Genomic DNA, 20,438 nt, shown 5'->3' with positions numbered 1-20,438 from the left:
GGCACATAACCAGGTCAGGAGTCTTTTCCGGCAGTTGATCAGATGGACCGACTGTAGCCAGTCCATCAGGAGTCGGTTTGCACACCTTTTTGCCATGGTCGATAAATGACTCCTTTTTTCCTTCGGATAGCGTGGTCATCACGCGTGTTGAGCACAGTTAAGATGATTCGAAAAAACTTAATTTTAATTTGTCTGCTGATATTATCGCCTGCAGGAACATCGGCTGAAGTCACCCACTCCGGTGTGGACTTCAGTCGCGATATCCTGCCACTGCTGTCCGACAACTGTTTCAAGTGTCATGGTCCGGATGAAGCCAATCGACAGGCCGAATTACGGCTGGACAAACACGAATCGGCAGTGACTGCGTTGGCGTCCGGTTTGACTGCAGTTGTGCCTGGAAACAGCGGGGACAGTGAGTTGTTCGTGCGTGTCTCCTCCGATGACCCTGATCTGAAGATGCCACCTCCGGATTCAGGAAAGAAGCTGAGCGAAACACAGATTGGCCTGATCAAAGAATGGATTGATGGCGGAGCCGAATGGTCGGGGCACTGGGCCTTTCAGACACCAAAGAAACCGAACATCATGCCGGTGACGGAAAACCGGCAAACAAACAACGCCATCGACAACTTTATCCATGCCAAACTGAAGACAATCGGTCTGGCGTCCGAACATCGGGCTTCGAAGGAAACACTGATCCGTCGAGTAACCCTGGACCTGACGGGGCTGCCTGCCACGATTCAGGATGTCGATCAGTTTCTCGCTGATGAATCCGACAAGGCGTTTGAACGTGTTGTGGATCGTTTACTGGATTCCGAACAATACGGGGAACACATGGCGCGTATCTGGCTGGATGCCGCTCGATACGGAGACACTCACGGTCTGCATTTCGACAACGAACGATCGATCTGGCCGTATCGCGACTGGGTGATCCGATCCTTCAACGATAATCAGCCGTTTGATCAGTTTACGATCGAACAAATCGCCGGAGATCTGCTACCCGGCCCCACAGTGAGTCAACGAGTTGCAACAGGATTCAATCGATGTAACGTGACAACCAGCGAAGGTGGTTCCATCGATGATGAATACTACGTGCGCTACGCAGTCGATCGTGTTGAAACCACATCCACGGTCTGGCTGGGTCTGACAGCCGGCTGCGCCGCGTGTCATGATCATAAGTTTGATCCGATCACGCAGAAAGAATTCTATCAGCTGTTCTCCTACTTCTTCAGCCTCACCGAAAGAGCCATGGACGGGAACGCTCTGCTGCCGCCCCCGATTGTCAAAGTTCCAACGGCGAAGCAGCAGAAGCACCAAAAGCAGTACCGTGAAGAACTGGCTGCTGCCGGCAGTCAAATCGACACTCTGTTGGCCAAAATCAACTACGCCGATCCGAAGCCGACGGAACCTTTGGGTGCCCTGACCGAAGAAGAGTTCGTCTGGGTCGATGACGAAATACCAGCCGGGGCAAAACCGGCTGGTGACACTCCGTGGCAGTTCGTGGAAGCTCCTGATCATCCGGTACACAGCGGCAAAAAATCTGCGGTGCGTACCGGTCGAAGCAATGAAATCACCCAGCACCTGTTCACCGACCCGACCGAAAAACTGAAACTTCCGGGGCAGACAAAACTGTTTGCCTGGGCGTACCTGGATCCTGAAAATCCACCGCTGACGCTGCAGTTGCAGTTCAATGACGGCACGTGGGAACATCGTGCCACCTGGGGAGCGGACAAAGCACACGGGGCCGGGAAAAATGATGCCTCAAACCGGCACATGGGCGAACTGCCGGAAACCGGAAAATGGGTACGCCTGGAAGTCTCTGCCGAAGCCGTGGGCCTGGTGTTCGGGTCCGAACTCAATGGCTGGGCCTTTACACAGGTCGGAGGCACCGTTCACTGGGACACCGCCGGAATCGTACACCCGTCGCTTTCTGCGGAACAAAAGCGTTCTCTGTATGCCTGGGAACAGTTTCGCACAAAGACAAATCACACCAGGCTTCCGGATGAAATCCAGCAGGTTCTGGATATTGACAATGCCGAACGAACGCCCGAACAAACCGAACAACTGACTCACTATTATCTCAAATACGTAAATCCGGATTCACGGATACAGCTGGACGCACCACTGAAACGACAGACAAACCTCGAAACCAAACTGGATGACCTGGAAAACGCGATTCCCGCCACACTGGTGATGGAAGACCGTTTGGAACCGCGGCAGGCTCATGTGCTGGAACGAGGACAATACACCGAAAAGCGCCAACCGGTGTCATCGACGGTCCCCGTATGGCTGGCTCCTCCTGTTGAAAATGCCCCCTCCAATCGGCTTGGGCTGGCGCAATGGCTGGTTCAGCCACAGCATCCGCTTACATCGCGTGTGACAGTGAACCGATTCTGGCAGCAGTTCTTTGGTACCGGCCTGGTAAAAACATCTGAAGACTTTGGAGTTCAGGGTGAACATCCGTCTCATCCAAAACTGCTGGACTGGCTGGCCGTGGACTTCATTGAATCCGGCTGGGACGTAAAACGAATGCTGAAGCAGATCGTGATGTCGGCGACCTATCAACAGGCCTCACATGTGTCACCCGAAAAACTGGCGGCAGATCCCAAAAATCGTTTCCTGGCACGCGGCCCCAGATTTCGACTGGATGCCGAAGTGATTCGCGACCAGGCGCTGGCCGTGAGTGGATTGCTGACTGAGACGATTGGTGGGCGAAGTGTTAAGCCGTACCAGCCGGCCGGGCTGTGGAAACCCGTCGGTTTTGGCGGCAGCAACACCGCCACCTTCGTTCAGGACAAAGGTGAAAAGCTCTTCCGTCGCAGCATGTACACCTTCTGGAAACGAACGGTTCCTCCCCCGTCAATGGCCACATTTGACGCTCCCGATCGTGAAACGTGTCAGGTTCGCCGGGCACGCACTAATACTCCACTGCAGGCCCTGGTACTCATGAACGACGTGCAGTACGTCGAGGCGGCTCGTAAATTCGCCGAACGTGTGATGACCGAAAGTGATTCCAGCGTCGACGAGCGTGCGGTATTCGCTTTCCGTTCGGTATTGAACCGACGTCCGAATGTTGCGGAACAGGGATCACTGACACGTCTGTTCCACCAGAGTCTGACTCAGTTCAGAAATGACTCCAAAGCAGCTGAAAAGCTGTTGTCGGCCGGCGAGTCACCTCGCAACGAACAGCTCGATCCTGATGAACTGGCTGCCTGGTCCATGGTGACTCACCTGCTGCTGAATTTGAGTGAAACAGTGACAAAGGAATAGCAGAAGAAATGAATCACTCATGACTGCGAACAAAACCCGATCAGCCTGAATGTCCTGATCGTTGTCCAGTTCCGGTTCCAAATGTTTCAGAAAGACCAAACGTCACCACCAGTCCTGTTGTTTGTGTTTTCGTGTGGTCGGAAAAAGGTTCACCCATGCATCCCATCCGAGAAACAGAGCTCCTCGAAACCCGGCGACACTTCTTTGGCCGAACGTCAACCGGAATCGGTTCCGCAGCTCTGGGTTCGCTGGTCAATCCTCAGCTATTCGCAGACAACACTGCGGCTTCCGCAGATCCAGCCGGTGGACTTCCGGGTCTGCCGCACTCTGCTGCGAGGGCAAAACGTGTGATCTATCTGTTCATGTCCGGTGCGCCGTCTCAGCTGGACATGTGGGACTACAAGCCCATGATGAATGACTGGTTCGACAGAGACTTGCCAGACTCAGTGCGCAACGGCCAGCGTATCACCACAATGACTTCGGGGCAAAAACGTTTTCCGATTGCGCCATCGACCTTTCGTTTTCGACAGCACGGCGACTGTGGAATGCAGGTCAGTGAACTCTTACCGTATACCGGGAAAATGGTGGACGATCTGGCAGTGATTAAGACGATTCACACGGAAGCGATCAATCACGATCCGGCAATCACCTACATTCAAACCGGCAGTCAGTTGCCTGGTCGTCCGAGTACCGGTGCGTGGTTTTCCTATGGTCTGGGCAGCCTGAACCAAAACCTGCCGGCGTTTATGGTACTGCACTCCACAGTCAACGGCAGTTTCGGGGGACAGGCTCTGTATTCGCGGCTGTGGGGATCCGGTTTTCTGTCCACCCGACACCAGGGAGTCAGCCTGCGGTCAACCGGTGATCCGGTCCTGTATCTGTCTAACCCCGATGGTATGTCCGAGTCCATGCGACGGCGTATGCTGGATGAACTCATGCTGCTGAATAGCCAGAGATTCGATGAAGTCGGAGATCCCGAAATTCAGTCTCGTATTACTCAGTATGAAATGGCCTATCGTATGCAGACATCGGTTCCGGAATTGACCGACATTTCCGGTGAATCCAGGCAGACACTGGAACTGTACGGTCCGGACGTCTCCACGCCCGGGACGTTCGCAGCAAATTGCCTGCTGGCACGCCGTATGGCCGAACGTGGCGTTCGGTTCACCCAGATTTTTATCCGCAAGTGGGATCAGCACAGCAATCTTCCCAAAGACATCCGGCGTCAGTGTCGCATCATCGATCAGCCATGTTATGCCCTCGTCCAGGACCTCAAACAGCGCGGCCTGCTGGAAGACACACTGGTGATCTGGGGTGGAGAATTCGGACGTACAATTTATTGCCAGGGTAGTTTGTCCAGGAAAAAATATGGGCGCGACCATCACCCTCGATGCTACACCAAATGGATGGCCGGAGCGGGAATCAAAGGCGGGACCGAATACGGCAAGACGGACGACTTCAGCTACAACATCGTGGAAAACCCCGTACACATCCATGACCTGAATGCGACAATTCTGCAGCAGCTGGGAATCGATCACGAACGTCTGACCTATCGGCACCAGGGACGCGACTTCCGCCTGACCGATGTACACGGAAGTGTCGTCAAAGGGATTTTGGCGTAGTCAGCACCGGTGACGCCGAAAGTGAGGCCGGCCTGTAGTCTGGTCGTCCGTCCACGTAAGACAATCATTCCACATGTCAGATGCAAAGAAACACGGTATGAATCGATTCGTTCTGGAAGTCTTTTCTGACTACATATGACCCTGGTGCTATCTCAGTACCGTGCGTATTGAACGCCTGCGAACGGAGTGGGACATCGATATTCGCTTCGTCCATTTTCCACTGCACCCGAAAACACCAACGGAAGGAATGACACTGGAACAGTTGTTCGCCGGTCGTGGCATCGATATTTCGGCAGCGCAGGTCCGCATGAAACAACTGATGGAAATCGAAGGTCTGCCATACGGGGACCGCAGGATGACTTATAACAGCCGTCTTGCCCAGGAATTCGCCGCATTTATGGTCACACAGCCGGACGGAGAGCAGATCCACAACCGACTTTTCCAAGCGTACTTCGCAGACGGAATCAACATCGCCCTGATTGAAAATCTCATTGAAATCGCAAGCGGCATGGGAGTGCAGGAATCCGTCTGCCGTGACGAATTGAGCACCGGACATTATCGATCAGCCGTTGACCAGGACTGGGAACGGTCACGGAAGCTTGGTGTGACATCGGTCCCCACGTTTGTTGCCGGACAACACGCCGCAGCCGGTGCTCAACCTTATGATGTGCTTGAGCAGTTACTGGAACATTCCGGAGCCGTACGCAGATAAACGAGCCGTGATTCTTCGTCCCCGGTTATTAACGTTTCCCATATAAAACACGAACCGGCTTCAGCGTGAATCATGTCAGAGGCACGAGATCTGTCCTTTTTTGCGTAGCAACGGTGAAGCCGTCCGATTCGAGGTGTCTCCTACACCTAAAATCTCGGACTATGAACGGTCAAAAACACATAGTGACGACTCGGGACGGACAGTCACCGGGCGGCATTTCAACGTGAGGTAAGAGTCAGATCTGTTGATCAACCGAGACCCCTCGCCTGTCGCATCATCTCCGATTCATCTGTGCAGACTACACTTTGTGGAACACTTCGACGATATGTTCGTCCGGATCAAAGAACCAGACCTGAATGCAGCCATCCGGACGGGGCACCGGGCCACCCTGGATTGTGACACCATGTTCTTTAAGACGATCGGCGGCAGCGTGTGCATCATCGACCTCAAAAGCAAAGTGATGAACCCGGCCAGGAAGGGTTTCCCCGTGCATGTTTGGATATCCCGGATCAGCACATTCGGGATGATCGAGGATCAGATGAACCTGAGTTCCCCCGGCGTTCAGCCACATTCCGTCGAATGAAAAGTCCGGACGCTCCACAACCTGCATCCCAAGGACGTCGGTATAAAATCTGCGACTGCGTTCCAGGTCTTCCACGATAATCGTAACGTGGTCAAGAAATTTGACGTGCACCGGTGAACCAGCAACATCCGGCTTCTTCGGATAAACCGACAGCATGATTTCAGTGGCTTCCCGACCCGTCATTCCCACTTCAATACCAAATGACCTCGCCCTGGGACTGGCATCAACGATCTTTGCATCCAGGAGATCTTCCGGTTCAACCAGTGGATTTGCAGGCGTTCCCCGAGCAATCGCAATTGCCTGGTCGAACGTCGCAGCCGATTCCATATCGTAGACACCACAACCAACAATTCCGGCTCGGGTCAGAATTGAACAATACTGACTTTTCTCCCAGCGGTTGCTGGTACCGATCGCAGATCCGCCTTCGAACTGCATTCGACGGCTCGTTATTCGCGGGAATGAATCATTCATCATTACGTTCCTGGCCCGAATTCTGGATCCTGCCAACTGATATTGTCAGTTTACTGACGAATCCCCCTGAAGCTTCAAAACATCGCTGGGAATCTGACTGCCGGATGCCCAAGGTATACCATAGGTGAATTCGTACCGGAATAGTGCGCACGGCGCGCCGAAGGATCCTTATCTGCCGTACGCCAAACAAACAAAACATGTAAACGGAATTGCAAATTCCCTACTGCGTTTCTATTGCCCTTAACAGACACAGGGAACGTCTGTAGTCAGTCCTAGCGGTTCAGCGGCGGCCAATTCTGTAAGGTTCCGGACTGATATGTGGTGGTTGTCCCGTGATCAGTTCCGTCATGAGTTTGCCGGTCGCGGCCCCCATACTCAGGCCCAGCATATTGTGGCCCGCAGCAACCCAGACATTGTTGAAACGCGGTGTACGATCGATGTAAGGCAACCCGTCCCAGGTCATCGGGCGCCAGCCAAACCATTCTTCGTTCACTGGTTCCGCCAGTGGCTCCACCAGATACTGCGCCGCACCGTCGCGCAGATACTGCAGTCGTCCCGGACTGAGTTCGGAGTTGTAACCTGCGAACTCCATCGTACTGCCAATCCGGTAGCCGGTGTCAAATGGCGTGATCCCCACGTGCGCCTCCTGCAGCAGCAACGGATAACGCGGACAGACCTGGGGACGTGCCATGGTAATCGAATACCCCTTGCCAGGCTGGATAGGAATCCGACAACCCAGAACCCTGTTCAGCATAGGAGTCAGCGGCCCTGTCGCCACAACAAATTCATTCGCGGCAATCGCACCTGACTGTGTTTGAACGTGAGTAATGTTTTGACCGGACCCGACAAATTCTTTCATTTCCGTCTGGCCGATGATCTCCACACCCGCATTCAGAAGGATGCGTTTCAGTTCTGACATCATTCTGTCCGGTCGCAAGTGGGCGTCATTGGGATAGTGCCACGCGCCTGCTATTCCCGGCTTCAGTGCGGGTTCGAGCCTTGTAAGATCGGCGCCTTCAACCGGTTCTGCGGGAACCCCAAATTCTTTCGTCAACAACCGGTTTGTTTCACCGTAATTCTCGAATCCCAAATGATCCCGAAAAACAAACAGCAGTCCGTCGGTCTTCCATTCAACATTCAATTTCTCATCTTCGATGATTCCCTGATACAGACGCCGCGAGGATTCCAGGATCGCATGACGTCCTCGTCCGGCACTGACCATGTCACGACGATTACACCGACTCGCAAACTTAAACATCCACGCCCACATGGATGGCGACAATCGAGGCCGTATTCTTAACGCAGCATTCCGGCTGATCATCCCTTTCAGACCACGTCGAATCTGCCCTGGTGCCGTCAGTGGCAAAATGTGACTTGGGGAGACATAACCACAATTGCCGTGAGAACAACCGGCACCAAATTCATTGCGATCGACGATTGTCACGCGCCGTCCCGTCTTTCGCAGGTACCACGCACAGAACCCACCGATCACCCCACCACCGATCACCACCGTATGTCTCTCAGAAGAACTCATAACCACATCACAACCTGAAACGGACCAAAACACGTAAAACACGATCATCTGTGGCTGCAAGTTTACCGGCTATCCGTCGGCATGGAATCCACATCTGCACCGGCGGCGATATCTCACAGTGATCGACGGATACGCTGTTCGCTGGCGGAAGTTCGCGAAAGCATGGTAACGGTTACACGGCTGTGATCGGATCCCGGTTGAAGGTTTCACGACTTCAAAAGGGGCAGGAGATGGTAAATTGTGGGTTTTTCGCGTACGAACGGGCCTGAATTCCGTTTGTATCCGGTAGTCCCGACATACCTGTCTAATTCAACCAAGGATACCCTGATGACTCAGGCGATTGTTGATCCCGCAGAATTGCGCCGGTTTGCTCAGGCTTTGAGACATTTTAACGAAGAGCTCAATAACCGGTCTGCCGCAATCGGTGGTCAATTGAATACGTTGTCTCAGACGTGGCGAGATCAGGAACACCTCAAATTCACCGAAGATTTCCGACAGAGCATGAAAGCCGTAGGACGTTTCGTAGAAATGAATGAAGCCTACATTCCTTTTCTGGTCCGCAAGGCTCAGCTCATTGAAGAATATCTGCAGCAGCAATAGCACCCCATGGTGATGATTATTCGCCTGCACTCAACTCATTTGCTCTCGCCCGAAGCCCATGCCTCAATCTGCTAATGTCAAATCAATTGATGCAGTCCGCCGGTTTGCCGCGGCTGTGGTGCAGTTTCGAGAAGAAGCGCAACTCTGCGTGACACGACTGGAATCGGAAATACGCGGCGTCATTGACTGGCTGGAACATAATCGACCCGGATTCTGGAAACGAGAGTCTGAATTGTGTGATCGCAGACACGCCGAAGCCCGGGTGATGCTGCATCAGTGCCGTATGCGGCGTACAGGAGATTTTCGTCCGACCTGCTTTCAGGAACAGAAGCATCTGCAGAAGTGCAAACAGCAGTTACTGTTCGCGCAACAGCAACTGGGAGTGGTCAAACGCTGGACAATCAGCGCTCGCCAGGAAGCCGACGAATATCACGGTCGTTCGGTCCGGTTGATTCAAACATTGGAACGTGATGTCCCGCGACTCATCATACTACTGCAAAACGCGGTCGAACATCTGGACGACTACCGTGACGTCAGACTGCCCGACTGGTCTCCTTCGAAACTCGACTTCGGAGATCCGTCAAAATATTCCAAACCGCCTGCCGGCAACGGTGATTCGTCAGTTGAACCGGAAACAACGGACGCTCACTCACGGTTCGCCGACAAAGACCCGTCACCAGCAACTGATGATTTATCGAAGGATGCGTGATGAGAAAAGCAGACTTTATATCCCCGGCGGCCCGACTGGCAGATGCTCTCACCCGACTGGAACATACCTGGCAGCAGACCAAAGAACACTGGTCAGATCCAGTCAGTCAAACCGTGGAAGAAGATTATCTGATTCCAATTCACAATCAGGTTTCTCTGATGCTGGATGCCGTCCATAAAATGTCGGAAGTAACAGGTCGGGCAGAACGAGACTGTTCCCATAGGCGCGAGTCCGACACATCTTTGTGAATGACAGGCTGCGGACACGGCTCGTGGATTATCATTGATGCCTAAGAAAAACAGAGATTGATCGATGCAGGGTGACCACGACTCCACTGTTGCTGCAAAACATTTGCAGCGACTGGTGATGGACAGATCCTGACATTTGTTCGGACGTTCGACCGGGATATGTCTTCAGATGACAAACAAAACTGCATCATTTTCCGCAGGATCCGGCGGCGGGATGTGCCATGAAACTAAATGAGAACATGATGCAGCGGCAGCTTGAGATTCTGACTCGGGCTGTCTCTGTCTGTGAAACGGCACGGACAGATCTGGCAGAACTCCAGACACAACTCTCAGGATTTGAGGGAATCAGAAAACAACGTCTGCACGAAATCCGGCAGCAGGAGACAGCCCAGCTGCGCCAGGAAACTCGTAATCTGCAGATATGGGCTGAACAACAGCGCAAAACACTGCAGCTTGACCGGCATAGTCAGGCCGAATCCTTTCGTGCACAGCAGACACAAACTTCCGAAATTCAAATCAGCGAAATCACAGAACAGTTGCTGCGCCTTGCCGAACAGGAACAGAATGAGTTGTGGGTTCTGCAGTCAGTACTGGACGATGTCACTGATAGTCCGATCGACCGACTGGAACGCGATAAAGACACTTTCCACAGCCGGAAACGTGCCATGGAGCAACGTTTCGATGTGCTGGAAAAACAAATCAATCGGACACATCAGTTTTTAGCCGAGTGCCGTACATCAGTACAGATTGAGACACCTTCGCCGGAATCCTTCAGCACAGATGATGCCAGCCTGTCGGATGTCATTCGTAAGTCCGGAGACGAACTGCTGGCGGAGGCCGGTCGACTGGAATCGAAACCACTGCCACGGTGGATTTGCGGCAAACATCTATGGTTCCTGTCACTGGTGCCGGCTCTGCTTGTCTTTGTTCCGGTTCTGCTGATCAAGGTACAACCCGGCAGCCTGCTCAACCCTGATTTGGCGTCTCCGGACTGGCAATGGATGCTGATTGCGGGACTGTGCGGTTGCGCAGCTGCATCCTTCGTTTCTGTGACCTGCCTGACAATCGTTCAGAATCAACTTCGCGCCGGTTTCGGACGCATGCTGCAAAACTTCAGTAATGCCCGAAGTCTCAGGGGGCAGTGGAAACAGCGTTCACAGCAACGGCTGCTCCGGATGGAAGACGTTGCCGACAAATGGACAAAGAACATTGCTCAACAGCGCAAACAAAAGACCGCTGTCATCCGGCAGCGAACGGCTACTCAGCGAACCATTCTGGAAGAAAAGATTGAACGGATTCGGAATGATCTTCAGTTAGCAACTGAAGATCATTCCGAACGACTTCAACAACACACGATCGCAGAACTACAGCGTATCGATGAACAACAAAGCAGCAAACAGCAGCGAATCGCTCAGCAGACCTCATTACGTATCACAGAACGGCAGACCGTCTGCAACAGTGAATTGGATGGAGAGACTCAGAAAACACGGGCCACGGCCGATCGACTGACTGAACAGTGGAATCAACAGCTGTCGACTGTCCGTCAGCTAACCCAGGAATCCATGCAGACCGGCCTGCGCGGTCACCGCTGGCCGTCGCTGCACGACACCGAATGGAACGCACCGGAGCAAATGCCATCGGCAATGTCACCCGGCGATCTGCTGGTCACTCTTCCAAAGGCACCGGAATCTGCTGCACAGCCATCGACAACGAATCTGTGTATGGAGATGCCGGCAATTCTGACGTTCCCCGACGACTCCTCAATTCTGGTGAAACATGATTCAGCCGGTCGTGAAGCTGCTCTGAGTTTCCTGAGAACTCAAATTCTGCGACTGCTCACACTGATACCACCCGGTCGTATTCGCCTGACTCTGATCGATCCGGTGGGCCTGGGTCAGAGTTTCTCCGCGATGATGCATCTGACCGACTACGATGATCTACTGATTCACAGCCGGATTCGGACTGACGAGTCACAAATTCGAAGTCAGCTGCGTAAAACAACAGAACACATGGAGAACGTCTTCCAGACCTATCTTCGAAGTGAGTTCTCAACGATCGAAGAATACAACAAATCTGCTGATGAGGTGGCGGAACCGTATCACTTCGTTGTTGTGGCCGACTTTCCGCAGGCATTTTCCGAGGAATCTGTCCGTCACCTTTCCTCCATTCTGACCAGTGGGCCCAGCTGCGGTGTATACACCATGATTGCCTGGAATCCATCGCTCGCCGGTCCGACGGGAATCGATATGGAGGACATGCTGGGGAACCTAGCAGCTTTCCGCGTACGGAATCAAACGGTAGTTCCGACAAGGGAGCTTCCGGAATCACTTCTGTTTGAACCCGTTCCGGAACCGACTGCCACGGACTTCGTCAACATCGTAAAGGCAGTCGGAGAAAAGTCGAAAAACGCACGCCGTGTTGAAGTGAGTTTCCGCCGCATTGCCCCGCGTCAGGATGCCATCTGGAAGCAGAGCACCGCCGAAAGTATTGACCTGCCCATCGGACGAGCCGGTGCAGCGCGCCTGCAATACATGAGACTGGGGAGAGGAACATCACAACATGTCCTGGTGGCCGGTAAGACCGGATCCGGGAAATCAACATTTCTGCATATCGTAATCACAAACCTGGCGCTGCATTACAGTCCGGCGGAGATCCGATTTTATCTTATCGACTTCAAGAAGGGCGTCGAGTTTCGCACCTATGCTGCTAACCGACTGCCGCATGCCCGCGTAGTGGCGATTGAGAGCGACCGGGAATTCGGATTGAGTGTTCTGGAACGACTCGACGTGATCCTGCAGGAACGAGGAGACTTGTTTCGATCACGCGGAATTCAGGATCTGCCGTCGTTTCGAAAGGAGTATCCGGGGGAAACGATGCCACGCCTGCTGCTGTTGATTGACGAATTTCAGGAGTTCTTCGTTGCAGAAGATCGCATCGCGTCCAGAGCATCTCTGCTGCTGGATCGACTTATTCGTCAGGGGCGTGCATTTGGAATCCATGTCATGCTGGGTTCACAGACGCTGGGTGGAGCCTACTCGCTCGCCCGCAGTACCATGGGTCAGGTGGCGGTCCGCGTCGCTTTACAGTGCAGTGACAGTGACGCACATTTGATTCTCAGCGATGAAAATGCGGCTGCTCGATTGCTGACGCGACCTGGTGAAGCAATCTACAACGATGCCAACGGACTTAAAGAGGGTAATCATCCGTTTCAAATTGCCTGGCTGGAAGAAGAAATTCGCGAGGACATGATCCGACAGCTCAACAATCGCTCGGACCTGCCTGACGGTGAATCGTCAATGATTGTCTTTGACGGTAATGTCACTCCTACGGTGGAACAGTGTGGCCCGCTGCAGGCGACATTCAGTACCGTGTCGGATGCAACTCGTCAGAGTATTGACACGAGGCCGCTCTGGCTGGGCGAACCGGTCGCGATCAGTGCACCAACACATATCGAACTACGCAGATCAGCCGGACAAAATCTGCTGCTCGTCGGCCAGGATGAACTCCTCATCGACCGTATACTGGGATTAATCGCATTAAGTGCCTGTGCCGAAGCAGACACCAAAGCAAACGTCACTGTACTGCACAGCAGTCGACATGAAGAATCGACAGAGCGGTTCAAACAGCTGGCAGCTTCCGGTGCTGCTCCGGGAATCAAACTGCATACCGCAGATGCGTGTGTCGATGTGATTCAGGCGAGCGTCAGGGAACTGCAACGCCGTGAACAACTGGCTGACCATGCACAGACAGCCGATGTTCTGCTGATCATCCGGGACATCGGGCAGTTCCGTGAATTGAAGCGAGAAGACGATAACTTCGGTCTGGGGAATTTTGGGGAACCGAAAACAGAAACACCGTCGTCAATGTTCACTGACCTGATTCGTCGCGGTCCACTGGTCGGAATTCATGTGGTGGTGTGGGCCGACACGTTCAATAATGCGATGCGATGGCTGACAAGTTCTCTGCTGAGGGAATTTGAAAACAGGATCATCCTGCGAATGAACCAGACAGATTCAGCCAGTCTTGTCGATTCACCTGTCGCGGCCAGTCTGGGTCCAGGCCGGGCATTGTTGTATCAGGACCAGACAGGCACGGTGGAGAAATTCCGACCATTTGCATGGCCGACCGAATCGTGGCTGACGCAGGTCGTCAACCGGCGTTCCCGCGATTGCGGATCAGGAATGGATATCGAATCGCTGAAAATCGAGTAATGATTCCCGGTGTGATCCGAATGCTTATCCCGTTCGAAAGATCTTCACACTCAGTGCATACCATCGCGAACGGCGTGTTCGCGGCAGGGCATGAACCTGCCACATCTTCGACCAGCATAGACAACACCATCGCTCATTTTCCGAACACAGTATTGCTAAACCCAGGTCGCGTCAGACGCTGAAAAGCTCCGGCGGGTTGCGCGGACAGGTGCCCTAAATTCATTCGACATCTGAATCCTCCCATCTTTCCAGAGTGTGAGCAGCCCGGATTGCAACTCAGCCCATCTCCCGACACAATCCCCGCCTTAACATATCCTAACATTTTCTTAACACATTTCGGAGGTGCACCGTCGTCAATTCCATGGACATCACGCACCTGTTCCAGTTGACCTGTGAACTGGTCGGCGGGCTGGGACTGTTTCTGCTTGGCATGAAAAACATGTCCGATGGGATGCAGGCTGTGGCAGGTGCCAGCCTGCGACGCATGATCAGTGCCGTAACGAACAACCGTATTATGGCCACGATTGTGGGCGTGATTGTGACATGTGTGGTTCAGTCCAGTTCGATCACAACCGTGATGGTGGTCGGGTTCGTCAACAGTGGACTGATGCAGCTGACCCAGGCCGTGGGGGTCATCATGGGTGCCAATATCGGAACCACGATCACCGGGTGGATTCTTGTCCTGAAAATCGGCAAATACGGTTTGCCGATTCTTGGTGCTTCAGCCTTCGTAAATCTGTTTGCAAAAAGTGATCGCTGGCGCTACTGGGCAATGGCCCTGATGGGCGTGGGAATGGTGTTCTTTGGCCTGGAACTCATGAAGGAGGCCTGCACAATTATCAGGGACACCCCGGACTTCAAGAGCTGGTTCCAGAGGTTTCAGGCCGACAGTTACTTCGGAGTCCTGCAGTGTGCCTTTGCCGGATGTGTGCTCACAACGCTGGTGCAATCTTCCTCTGCCACACTTGCGATTACCATCTCACTGGCAACACAGGGAGTCATCTCTTACGAAACAGCGGCTGCACTGGTGCTAGGTGAGAACATCGGTACAACAATTACGGCCCTGCTGGCGTCACTCGGCGCAACGACAAATGCACGTCGTGCGGCCTACTTTCACGTAATTTTTAACCTGATCGGCGTCCTGTGGATCACATTCATCTTCCAGTGGTACATTCAATTGATTCAGACAATGATCGATGTTGATGTGAACGAACTGATTCTCAAAGACGGCGATGCCACTTACCCGAATCGTACAGCCGCGATTGCTGCAACTCACACCGTATTTAATGTCGCAAATACAATCCTGTTCCTGCCGATTGCTCCGATGCTGGTGAAACTGCTGACCTGGATTGTTCCGGCAAAAGAATTCAAGGAAAAACCACGCCTCACAGATCTCGATATTCGTATGCTGGAAACTCCACTGCTGGCGATTGAGCAATCGCGACGTGAGATTGAGAAGATGGGAACCGGATGCAGCCGCATGCTCGAATGGCTGCACGAACTGCGGCAGCAAAATAATCCGGACAAGGCCATGGCGGATCGACTCCGTCACCGGGAACAGGTACTCGATTCAATTCAGGATGAAGTGACCGAATTCGTCACCAACCTGCTGTCGGCCAATATTCCACATACTGTCGCTGACGAAGCTCGTGGCCAGCTACGAATGGCCGATGAATATGAGTCGATCAGTGACTACATTGTGGATCTGGACAAGTTTGATCGAAAGCTGCGTCAAAACGGGCATCGATTCAGCGAAAAACAGCGTCGTGAGCTTAATCAACTCAATGTGCAACTGTCCGACTACGTGGGTGCGGTCAATGAAGCAATGGTTCAGGAAAACCGCAATGTCCTGACAAAAACAGAGAATATGGCCAAACGGATTGGATCCGAAGTCAAACAGCTCCGACGAGGTCACCTGGATGAGCTGTCAGCGGGCACAACAGCCCCGGTTGTCAGCGTTGCGTTTCTGGCGGCACTGAACGCATACTCAAGAGTTGTCGACCATTCCTGGAATATTGCCGAAATTGTGTCCGGGGAGAAATGATCAAACGCTTCTCGGTCAGTGAACCTGGTGGGAACAGACTCCTCTTTGTTTGTGACTTCCACAAAAGGCGTGTCTTAGCGCGACACCGATCGTCGTGTATGCTGAACCGTCGTCAAACAAGGTGCCGGCAATCGAGCTGCATCAGTAACATGTTCCCGACGGATCGAAATCTGCAGGACCCTTCGGCCCTGGTTACCAACTATCAGTTTAGGACGTCTCCATGGCTACTGAAGAAAAATCAAACAAACAGGTCGCAATACTGGGCGGTGGCTGTTTTTGGTGTACCGAAGCCGTTTTTCTGAGAGTGCGCGGAGTCACCAGCGTGACGTCGGGTTACACCGGCGGAACAGTTCCCAATCCCACTTATGAACAGATTTGCAGAGGTGACACCGGACACGCAGAAGTGATTCGAATCGAATTCAGTCCGGATGTTATTTCATTTGAACAGGTCCTGGACATTTTTTTTCACACACACGATCCCACGACACTGAACCGCCAGGGAGCAGACAGCGGCACACAGTACCGATCAGCAGTCTTCTTCAACAGCAGCCAACAGAAGGCGGTCGCAGCCGACATCATCAAAACGCTTGATGATTCGGGAGTATTCCGTGACCCGATTGTCACGACGCTGGAAGAACTGAAAAAATTCTATCCCGCAGAAGACTATCACCAAAATTACTACAACCTGAATCCTAATCAGGGATACTGTCGAGTCGTCATCGATCCAAAAATGGCTAAGTTCCGGAAGCGCTACAGCAAATTGCTTAAACCCGCAGAAACAGAGCCAAACAAGCCACAGGCCCCACAGTAAAGCATGTCGCAGGCTTCATTCGCTTCGTCCTGGTTTTTCATCAGATGAGTTCACACCGGTCAGGTTCATTGCTGGCAGGACAACGGCAGACAACACCATCACCGGTGCCGACAGCGCAACTTCTCCGATATACCGGATCAACACGGAAAGGCCCGGACCGGGCACATGCCAGGCGCTGAAGATCAGTCTTTTGATCCGAAGCGGGTCTTTGCATCCGTCCTGAATCGTGAATTTTTCGGGGATCGTTATCTCCGAAACGGAAACGGGCCGAATGTCATGGGAGAGCCGGCAAACGGTAAGACCCTCGGTACATTCAGCCTGGGCGCATTACCCGGGACCGGGTTGAATGCATTAAGAAACTGTCTGACCGAATCGTCCAGCTGTGCTGTCGGGTCCAATGTTGCCCACGGACGTTCCGTAGTACCCCGCACAGTCACTTTCGCCCATTGCGTCGCGACATTACCCACCAGATTACTAAACAGATTTCCCAGCGGCAGCGATGATCGCCGCAGCCTGGCGGGACGCGAATAAAAGTCGAGCCACACGTCACCTTCAAATCCGACACTGCCGCGCCCACGCAGCGCTATCGATTCACCAACCAGATCGATGCGTTTGAATTGAAACTGTTTTTCGGCAACATCGAATGACAGCATCGCATAGTCGAATGCGGTGGGACTGCCTGGTGTGAAGCTGGTAAACGCCTGCAGCAACTTGAGAATCACAGGCAGGTCGTACAGCGCAGCAGGACTGATTTCCAGCTGACCGCTGCCCTTCATGTCTTCAGCGGAGTCACCGTCGCCCTTCAAAGCCAGCCATGCCGCCACTTTACCCTGTAGCTGACCGGCCCGATCCAGATGTTCACCGGCAAAATCCTGCAAAGATGCATCCTGGACCTCAGCCAACAGTACATAACCGCTGCCGGGCCGATTGTCGACGAGAGCATCGACGAACAGTGTTCCACCGTAGGCCTGTGCGGTTATCCGTTCCTCTCGGTCTGCCTGAAGCGGCTGACCTGACTGAAGGACATCCTCGTTGCCAAGCACGAGTCTGGCATCTGCAATGGAATAAGGACCGCGAATTCGTGTCAGTGGCATGTCAAGTACACGGGTTGTTTCCATGCGAATCGTGCCCTGATTTTTCAGGTGCATTCCGTCCCATGTTCCTGATGCTGTCAGACTTCCTGACACTTCGGTCAGATCGAGACCGGCATTCAAGGCGCAGTCGTGGAGGTCCAGATTCATATTCCATGCAGCCGTGACTCCGCTGTCCGGTTCCCGGCTGCCCCGGAAGTCCAGTTCGGAGTCAATGATTGAAACCCGTCCCTTCCGATGAAGGCGGGCCAGGATCTCTTCCCACGAGTCCGGCAGTGCCGACCGTAACTTATCATCCGGTGATAACTGACTGGCAGTCAGGTGATCCAGGTGGACCTGCCAGTTTCCAACTATGTCAGTCTTTGCCCATCCGGTCGCGACAATCGGAGCGTCGTCGTGACTTGCTTTGAACGAATGGATGTCGCAGTAACAGACACCACTGAATCGAGGATCATTCGGATCGAAACTGACAATGGCCTCTTCCACATCCATATCATACGGAAATGGGCCGGGGCGAATTCGCCCGTTGTAGATTCGGATAGGAGAATCTGCCGGGAAATGGACAACCGGCCGCTGTCCCGGTGCAGCGGTCCAGTGGATCATTGCAGTCAGATCGCACAGTCCGGAAGGATCCAGCATCTGCCAGAGCTGCTGCTGAGAATCCGGCAGAGCATTATAAAGGTCCGAATCCAGAGACAGCAGTTCTGCTCCCACTGTCAGCTCAAGGACTCCGGGCGCAGGAAGACCACTGAACTGTCCGAATCCCACAATCTTTGTGTTGTCGTGGCGTCCCTGAAGTTCGTCGAAGTCCCATTGTGCGTTTCGGGAATCGAATCTGACCTGCCCGTGCAGATCTTCAATCTGAAACGGAAACGCTGCGAACCGGGCAGAGGCGTCGTCGACACGACCATCTATTCTCATTCGAGTTTTTCTGCCGAGTCCCTCCGGTCTGTCAAAATACAGCCGAGCTGTCGCCTTCCCGGTGAGATTCAGTGCTTCGAGCACCTTTCCTGCGTTGGGTTGCAGCGCCGCACGAAATCGTCCGTCCAGAGGGAAATCAACCACATCCAGCTCAAAATGAGATTTCACGGCAGGTCCCGGATTCTCCCACCAGCCAGTCGCCTTCCACGGATGTCCACCGGCAATTCCGGTGGCCTCCGACACACCAATCACAATTTTCCCGTTCGTACGGGCCGGAGGCACCTGAAAAAGTTTTGCCTGAATGTCAGTGAGCGGATATTGGAAGCGATAATGCAGTAACCGGCCCTGAGTGACCCTGGCTTCCAGATCCCTGAACATCCATTTGCCGTCACGTCCCTGTGCCAGCTGACCGTTTCCGGAGATCAGAAAATCCGGCTGAAAATGGTTGAACAGTCTGTGCAGCATCGGGGGACACAAATTTTTTAGTTGTGGACTTACGTGAAAATCGGCCACCTCAAATGAACCCGTCGGCGGTGCAGCTCCAGGCTCCGTACTCAGTCTAAACCGGCCGCTCAACCGGGCATTCTCACAACGTGAATGTGGAACTCGCAAAATTACCTGCTGGTTGTTTGCGAAAAATTCCGCCCGCATCTCCGTCAGTCGAACAGGCAGTCCGGGAACCGATACCTGCCCGTCCCGAACATCCACCAGCAGGTTAAACACAGGTACCTGATCTGCGGGTTGCTGCCCAATGTCGAATTCAACATCCATGCTCCCCTGGAATTGCACAGCGTTCGTAGCATCGCGTCCATTCAGCAGAGCGGAATTCCGGTCCTCAGCAGCACCTGACAGATGAGGCAACAGGTCATGGAACTGACGATCCACCCGTTGAAATTCGCTGCGCAGCCGAGGACTTGTGTTTTGTACCAGATCAAATAATTTCTGATCGACAGAAACGTCGTCCAGTTGTCCACCGATCGACCATGCTCCGGTGGTAAGATTGCAGGTCCCGGAAAGCTTAAGTTCCAGTGCTTCAGCCAGTTCCACGGTCCCCGCCAAATCCAAACTGGTCGCTGACGCAGGGACAGCCTGAAGATGAGAGCTTGCTAACAACAAACGAGCGGAGGGGATGTGGTTACCATGCTTCAGATCCAGCTGGACACGTAACTGACGAACGTCAATCTGTGGCAGCGAGCTGCCACCTGGCGATGGTGGATTGAATTCATATTCCTGCCAGTTCCAGCGCCCATCTTCGTGGCGAACCATCAGCACGTCCGCTCCATCGATCTTTACAGACCTCACCTGGACTCGCTGATGATCGAGCAACGTCCGGGAATCAATCCCGACGGAAATATTTCCGGCGCGCAGCAGAGTCTGATCAGTTTCCCGATCACGCAACTCGATATCGCTGAGCATCAAGCGATGAACGCCGTCCAGACGAACAGCTCCCAGAATCAGTCGCAGTCCGGGAGCCAGTTCACTGAATCGAGCCTGCAACTGCAGTTCAATCAGATCATGGCGCTGATTCCAATAATGGATGCCCGCTCCGCCAACGACAACCGTCGCTCCCAGACCGATCAGCAACATCCATCTGATTACGGGTTGAAACTTCAT

The 20,438-nt window shown here is 53.4% G+C and carries 12 protein-coding genes; 9 read left to right on the top strand and 3 right to left on the bottom strand.

Going from position 1 to position 20,438, the window contains the following annotated elements; all coding sequences use genetic code 11:
* Positions 1–162 precede the first annotated feature (162 nt).
* The 3 genes from MK110_14040 to MK110_14030 all read left to right on the top strand — a co-directional run bounded on the left by MK110_14040 (position 163) and on the right by MK110_14030 (position 5,601).
* Positions 163–3,267 (top strand): PSD1 and planctomycete cytochrome C domain-containing protein, encoded by a 3,105-nt coding sequence (locus MK110_14040; GenBank protein ID MCH2212421.1) that lies wholly within the window; start codon positions 163–165, stop codon positions 3,265–3,267.
* Between the two features lie 155 nt (positions 3,268–3,422).
* Positions 3,423–4,889: a DUF1501 domain-containing protein gene (locus tag MK110_14035; GenBank protein MCH2212420.1), complete on the top strand. Its 1,467-nt coding sequence runs from the start codon at positions 3,423–3,425 to the stop codon at positions 4,887–4,889.
* Between the two features lie 160 nt (positions 4,890–5,049).
* A complete protein-coding gene (locus MK110_14030; protein MCH2212419.1) occupies positions 5,050–5,601 on the top strand; it encodes a DsbA family protein in 552 nt (183 codons plus the stop codon).
* A 298-nt stretch (positions 5,602–5,899) separates the two neighbouring features.
* On the opposite strand, the gene MK110_14025 is transcribed toward MK110_14030, so the two are convergent.
* Both MK110_14025 and MK110_14020 read right to left on the bottom strand, forming a co-directional pair.
* Positions 5,900–6,655 carry a DUF1805 domain-containing protein gene (locus MK110_14025; protein ID MCH2212418.1) on the bottom strand — a complete coding sequence of 252 codons (756 nt, stop codon included), beginning with the start codon at positions 6,653–6,655 and terminating at the stop codon, positions 5,900–5,902.
* A 280-nt stretch (positions 6,656–6,935) separates the two neighbouring features.
* Positions 6,936–8,189 carry an FAD-dependent oxidoreductase gene (locus tag MK110_14020; protein MCH2212417.1) on the bottom strand — a complete coding sequence of 418 codons (1,254 nt, stop codon included), beginning with the start codon at positions 8,187–8,189 and terminating at the stop codon, positions 6,936–6,938.
* Between the two features lie 327 nt (positions 8,190–8,516).
* Here MK110_14020 and MK110_14015 point away from each other — a divergent pair, with 327 nt between their 5' ends.
* The 6 genes from MK110_14015 (at position 8,517) to msrA (ending at position 16,812) form a co-directional block, all read left to right on the top strand.
* On the top strand, positions 8,517–8,789 hold the full coding sequence (locus MK110_14015; GenBank protein MCH2212416.1) for a WXG100 family type VII secretion target: 273 nt from the start codon (positions 8,517–8,519) through the stop codon (positions 8,787–8,789).
* A gap of 58 nt (positions 8,790–8,847) precedes the next feature.
* Positions 8,848–9,498, top strand: a complete 651-nt coding sequence (locus MK110_14010; GenBank protein MCH2212415.1) for a hypothetical protein — start codon at positions 8,848–8,850, stop codon at positions 9,496–9,498.
* Entirely contained in the window at positions 9,498–9,746 is a 249-nt protein-coding gene (locus tag MK110_14005; protein MCH2212414.1) for a hypothetical protein, read from the top strand. The genes MK110_14010 and MK110_14005 overlap by 1 nt, the downstream gene beginning before the upstream one ends.
* Before the next feature lie 221 nt (positions 9,747–9,967).
* Entirely contained in the window at positions 9,968–13,957 is a 3,990-nt protein-coding gene (locus MK110_14000; protein ID MCH2212413.1) for a hypothetical protein, read from the top strand.
* Between the two features lie 361 nt (positions 13,958–14,318).
* Positions 14,319–16,001: a Na/Pi cotransporter family protein gene (locus tag MK110_13995; GenBank protein ID MCH2212412.1), complete on the top strand. Its 1,683-nt coding sequence runs from the start codon at positions 14,319–14,321 to the stop codon at positions 15,999–16,001.
* 220 nt (positions 16,002–16,221) lie between these two features.
* Complete coding sequence (gene msrA / locus MK110_13990; GenBank protein MCH2212411.1) at positions 16,222–16,812, top strand: peptide-methionine (S)-S-oxide reductase MsrA; 591 nt, start codon at positions 16,222–16,224, stop codon at positions 16,810–16,812.
* Between the two features lie 245 nt (positions 16,813–17,057).
* Here msrA and MK110_13985 read toward each other — a convergent pair whose 3' ends face one another.
* Positions 17,058–20,438: a hypothetical protein gene (locus tag MK110_13985; GenBank protein MCH2212410.1), complete on the bottom strand. Its 3,381-nt coding sequence runs from the start codon at positions 20,436–20,438 to the stop codon at positions 17,058–17,060.

The sequence above is a fragment of the Fuerstiella sp. genome, from assembly GCA_022447225.1.
Taxonomy (GTDB): domain Bacteria; phylum Planctomycetota; class Planctomycetia; order Planctomycetales; family Planctomycetaceae; genus S139-18.
This window is presented reverse-complemented; position numbering and strand designations above follow the sequence as displayed.

Excerpts from the sequence above, each read along its gene's own strand:
- MK110_14040 (MCH2212421.1), top strand. The coding sequence starts at position 163 with ATGATTCGAAAAAACTTAATTTTAATTTGTCTGCTGATATTATCGCCT.
- MK110_14035 (MCH2212420.1), top strand. The coding sequence starts at position 3,423 with ATGCATCCCATCCGAGAAACAGAGCTCCTCGAAACCCGGCGACACTTC.
- MK110_14025 (MCH2212418.1), bottom strand. The coding sequence starts at position 6,655 with ATGAATGATTCATTCCCGCGAATAACGAGCCGTCGAATGCAGTTCGAA.
- MK110_14020 (MCH2212417.1), bottom strand. The coding sequence starts at position 8,189 with ATGAGTTCTTCTGAGAGACATACGGTGGTGATCGGTGGTGGGGTGATC.
- MK110_14015 (MCH2212416.1), top strand. The coding sequence starts at position 8,517 with ATGACTCAGGCGATTGTTGATCCCGCAGAATTGCGCCGGTTTGCTCAG.
- MK110_14010 (MCH2212415.1), top strand. The coding sequence starts at position 8,848 with ATGCCTCAATCTGCTAATGTCAAATCAATTGATGCAGTCCGCCGGTTT.
- MK110_14005 (MCH2212414.1), top strand. The coding sequence starts at position 9,498 with ATGAGAAAAGCAGACTTTATATCCCCGGCGGCCCGACTGGCAGATGCT.
- MK110_14000 (MCH2212413.1), top strand. The coding sequence starts at position 9,968 with ATGAAACTAAATGAGAACATGATGCAGCGGCAGCTTGAGATTCTGACT.
- MK110_13995 (MCH2212412.1), top strand. The coding sequence starts at position 14,319 with ATGGACATCACGCACCTGTTCCAGTTGACCTGTGAACTGGTCGGCGGG.
- msrA (MCH2212411.1), top strand. The coding sequence starts at position 16,222 with ATGGCTACTGAAGAAAAATCAAACAAACAGGTCGCAATACTGGGCGGT.
- MK110_13985 (MCH2212410.1), bottom strand. The coding sequence starts at position 20,438 with ATGAAGTTTCAACCCGTAATCAGATGGATGTTGCTGATCGGTCTGGGA.